General features: G+C 58.1%; 4 protein-coding genes and 1 pseudogene. All 5 read right to left on the bottom strand.

Features of this window, described 5'->3' with window-relative positions:
* Window positions 1–474, bottom strand: a pseudogene (locus ABF824_RS15760) (hypothetical protein); the annotation flags it as partial.
* Complete coding sequence (lptC, locus tag ABF824_RS15755; RefSeq protein ID WP_415489913.1) at window positions 475–1,251, bottom strand: LPS export ABC transporter periplasmic protein LptC; 777 nt, start codon at window positions 1,249–1,251, stop codon at window positions 475–477.
* Window positions 1,251–2,312 (bottom strand): KpsF/GutQ family sugar-phosphate isomerase, encoded by a 1,062-nt coding sequence (locus tag ABF824_RS15750; RefSeq protein WP_415489914.1) that lies wholly within the window; start codon window positions 2,310–2,312, stop codon window positions 1,251–1,253. Before ABF824_RS15750 ends, lptC begins: the two co-directional genes overlap by 1 nt.
* A 64-nt stretch (window positions 2,313–2,376) precedes the next feature.
* Entirely contained in the window at window positions 2,377–3,033 is a 657-nt protein-coding gene (locus ABF824_RS15745) for a ribonuclease D (RefSeq protein WP_415489912.1), read from the bottom strand.
* Window positions 3,034–3,068: 35 nt separating this feature from the next.
* The coding region (locus ABF824_RS15740) for a hypothetical protein (RefSeq protein ID WP_415489911.1) at window positions 3,069–4,449 on the bottom strand (1,381 nt) is incomplete at its 5' end.

The raw sequence follows: 4,449 nt of genomic DNA, 5'->3' as shown, positions 1-4,449 counted from the left end.
TATTTCGTTAGCGCCCGATTCTTCCGACCCACCCGGTGAGGGGGCTGCAGCAGGCTTCTGCTCAGTGGTAGTGGGTGGGGCTGGGGCGGGTGGGGGCGCTGAAGGCGGAGCACCCGCGGGAGCGGTAGCTGTGGGAGGTGTCGCCACCGTCTGGGGCTGCCCGGGGGCGGGCTGCGCGCCGGGCGCGGTCGGGGCTGCGGCTTTCTTACGATAAAAAGCGATCAGCTTGTCCGCTGTCACCGTGACATCGCCACGCACAGCCTGCGCCTGATCGTAAGCCGTGACTTTCTGGGCATTCTGATCCCAGTCGAAGCCGCCAACGGCGGTCACCGTGATCTGGCCACCGTGCGAGAGGTCGATGGCCTGTGCGTGAGCGACCGTGGGGTTCAGCCACATCAGTCCTGCCGCGAGAGCAGCCGGTGCGCCACGCGAGACGATCGGACGGACGGTGAAGAGGGAGCGAAGCGATACCATTCAGCTGGCCTTGTCGTGCTGTCCGTTGCGATCGTCATTGAGGATGATACGCCCCGGACCGCGGAACTGGGCGATGCCTTCATGCTGGGACAACCAGTAACCCGTGGCGTCAAGCACGCCAAACGGACCTTCGGCGTGAATCCATGTGTCGGCGGCGATGATGCCTTCATGCAGCGCCACGTCGGCGACGGGGCTGCGCGTCATCATGCCGTCGTCACGATAGGTCGTCACTTCCCCCGTCAGGTCGAGGAGCTGCTCATGCTGCATGTAAACGCCCGTTTCCGACTGGAGATACAGCCATTCGTTGCTCTGTGTGATGGTGTCGGCCGCCGGGTTGGTCAGGTCGATCTGATCGTCCGTGATCTGGTGCGCCGTCTTTGCCGTGATCATGTAGGGGCGGCCATGTGTGTCCACACTGCGATAGACCGCACCTTCCAGATTGCCGCTTTCCACTTTCAGACGGGTCGCCGCCGTGAGCGCCGCGTGGTTGGCATTCAGGATACGGTCGATTTCAGGCCAGATGGCAATCGAGCCGAGGAGCAGCAGAGCCGTGCCGGGCAGCAGCCATTTGGCCCAGCGCAGCATGGCCTGACGACGGGCCAGTTCCCTTTGTCCTGGCGCTTTCCGGTTGGTGACGATCGCGGCTTCAATGACCGAGCGCTGCCGTTTTACAGTATCGCCCGACCGGCTGAAATCCTGCCGTTCAATGAGGTTTCCACTTTCGGACGCACCTAATGGGCGGCGCGTGTTACCGGATTCGGGCGTTTCATCCGTCATCACGCCACTCCCGCCCGCAGGAGGTCGTGAATATGCACCACGCCGACAGGAGAGCGGTTCGCATCGAGCACGAACATGGAGGTGATGGGACGCGGCCGGTCATTCATCAGGCGCAGGGCCTCTGCCCCGAGCATGTCTTCCGTCACGGTCAGCGGGGAGGCGTTCATCACGTCAGATGCCGGGGTGGTGGCCAGATCATGATCCAGCGCCGCACGCAGGTCGCCATCCGTGATGATGCCGACGAGTCGTCCCTCGGAGTCCCGGATACCCACGCAGCCAAGCGCCTTGCGTGTCATCTCGACAATCACGTCGCGCAATATGGTTTTGGGGCTGACCAGTGGCATGGCGTCGCCCGTGCGCATCAGATCGCGCACCGTCCGCAGTCGGGCGCCAAGGCGCCCACCCGGATGAAAGACGCCGAAATCGCCCGCCGTGAAGCCACGCTGCTCCATCAGGGCCACGGCGAGCGCGTCTCCCAGAGCCAGTTGCATTACGCTGCTTGTGGTCGGAGCGAGGCCCATCGGGCAGGCTTCCCGCACGGAGGGCAGCAGCAGAACGATATCCGCGGCACGGGCCAGTGTGGAGTCCGCGCGTGCCGTCACGGCCAGCAATGGCAGGCCGTAACGGCGGCTGTGCTGGACGATATCCGCGAGTTCGGACGATTCGCCGGAATTGGAGAGCGCCAGTACCGCATCACCCTGCGCCAGCATTCCCAGATCGCCGTGTGAGGCTTCGACGGGATGCACGAAAATCGCTGGTGTGCCGGTGGAACTGAGTGTGGCCTGAATCTTGCGTCCGATATGCCCGGATTTGCCGATCCCGCTGACGACAATACGCCCCGGCAGGTCGATGATCAGGTCGATCGCACGGGAAAACGCTCCACCCAGACCATCGGCAGCCCCCATGGCGCGTTGCATGGCCAGCAGTCCCTCCGCTTCCGTGCCCAGCACACGACGCGCGACGGCGGCAGCTGCACCGATCTCTGCGTGCGGCGCGGCTTCGACGGAGGACGGCACATCGTTCTGAACGATGGTTGTGCCGGTATGGTCGGGATGGCTCATGCCGCTTCTATCGTCCGTGAGGGCGCAACGGTCAATCGCAGCAACTATTTTTAACGCCTTGTAATCAGGCGCGATGGGAAAAGATGTCCGGATCTTCATAGCCGAGAAGATCGAGGCGCGCCCGTGTAGGGAGGAAATCGTAGCAGGCCTGCGCCAGCTCGCGACGGTTCTCGCGGATCAGCAGCGCTTCCAGCTTCTCCCACAGGGCATGGAGATACAGCACGTCGGAAGCGGCATAGGCCAGCTGTTCCGGCGTCAGTTCCGGTGCACCCCAGTCCGAACTCTGCTGCTGCTTGCTCATCTCGACGCCGAGAAGATCGCGGCAGAGCGCGGCGAGACCGTGACGGTCGGTAAAGGTGCGGACGAGGCGCGCGGCGATCTTGGTGCAGATGGTCGGTGCAACCGTGATGCCCAGCGTGTGCTGGAGCACCGCAACGTCGAAGCGTGCGAAATGCATCAGCTTCACCACGGAAGGATCGGCCAGCAGACCCTTCAGGTTGGGGCAGTCAGCGGGCTTGCCGCCGGGAGTGGTGGGGATCAACTGTACGAGATGCGCGGACCCGTCTCCCGAAGAAAGCTGCACAAGACAGAGGCGGTCACGGTGCGGGTTGAGACCCATCGTTTCCGTGTCAACGGCAACGCATTTCCCAAGATCGAGACCGTCGGGCAGATCGTTCCGATGAAGCGTGATAGGCCCATCATTGCTGTTCCTGTCACGCATGGATTGCCTTTTCTTCAGTGATAAATGATCTGGGTTCATAATCCCAAGCGCGACAAATAGTAGTTCAGAACTCCATGTGCAAGGAGGCGGCTGGAAGGACCAAAATTACTGATGTCGTAGAGGACCAAAATGATGTGTGATGAAAGGGCGCCAACAACCACAAGGCCCCAGCATGTTGGTTTCAGCCATTTTCGGTTGAGGCTATCGTGGGTAAAAATCAGTCGTGCACCCATGAAAGCCATGAACAAAATGAGGGGATAGAATTCAGCCCGATAGCGATAATTCATACTGATTGCCATGAGCATAAGAATGGGAGGAATCGCTAGCCCGGCTATGATGCAAAAGGATGACTGTTTAAGGCTTTTGTCCGTGCTCCAAGTCTTTTTGGAAATGAGAGAGACGAAGAAAAAGCTTCCTAGTAGAAGGAAGACCCCGTCCGTCAGAAAGAAGCTGCTGGCCGGCAGCTCAACCGCGTCAAGTAGTCGTGCGAAGTCGGTCTGAAAAAAAAGATGGTCTCCATTATGGAAGATCCAGATGGGAAAAAAGAAGTAGATTATACCAAGTGGAATGCGCTCAACGTTGAAAAGACCGTAAAGTCTGGTTCTGATGAGACGATCGGGAAAATCAATATTGAATAGATAGAGATTATAATTTGCAAATGTCAGAGGATTACCCCATCGTTCAAAATTGATTCCAGCGGTTATCGCAATGCCCACGCCCAGAATGGCTGCCGCTGCGATAAAATATTGTAGATATATCTGTGGGAATGATGACGATGTGTCTGACAGGGGATGTCGATAGCGCCACAATGTCAGAAATCCCAAAAAGCCTTCAGCGGCATAGGCGCCGATTCCCATGGAGACTCGTGTGAGCAGCGCCAGGCTAGAGGCGATGGACATCCATAAGAATGCTTTGGGTGCTTCATCGGGATTTAGGCAGGCTCTTACTGCCCAATGGACAAATAGCATGCCGAAAACCAACGACCATAGGCAGACTTCCTGAAATATGGATGGACGAAGGAAACCTATCTGCACGCCTGTCAGCGCTATGGCAGCGAAGAGAACATTTCGTAGCCAGTCCACATTTTTTGGTATGGAGGTAGTAACATACCGAACGGTTCTGAAATTGATGAAAAACATCAGTATTGCAGCGATGGCGCACGATAGGCGTGTAATGTCTAGATGCAAACCGTTGGGAAGTAGCAGGAACGGCAGTCGCAGCAAGGCGGGTAGAATGCCCCAGTAAGCATAGACATGGCCATTTCTCAGAAAACCTTCTTTGCCGACAATATCCGGATCGACGTCGAATCGGCCATGCAGCATGTGGTCCATCATGCTGTTGAATGTAATGAATTTGCCATTATTCATTATTCTAACAGGAAGATGGCACCAGAATAGGGTGTCTCCAATGTAAAGA

Source organism: Acetobacter sp., from assembly GCF_047721705.1.
GTDB lineage: Bacteria > Pseudomonadota > Alphaproteobacteria > Acetobacterales > Acetobacteraceae > Acetobacter.
This window is presented reverse-complemented; position numbering and strand designations above follow the sequence as displayed.

Excerpts from the sequence above, each read along its gene's own strand:
- lptC (WP_415489913.1), bottom strand. The coding sequence starts at position 1,251 with ATGACGGATGAAACGCCCGAATCCGGTAACACGCGCCGCCCATTAGGT.
- ABF824_RS15750 (WP_415489914.1), bottom strand. The coding sequence starts at position 2,312 with ATGAGCCATCCCGACCATACCGGCACAACCATCGTTCAGAACGATGTG.
- ABF824_RS15745 (WP_415489912.1), bottom strand. The coding sequence starts at position 3,033 with ATGCGTGACAGGAACAGCAATGATGGGCCTATCACGCTTCATCGGAAC.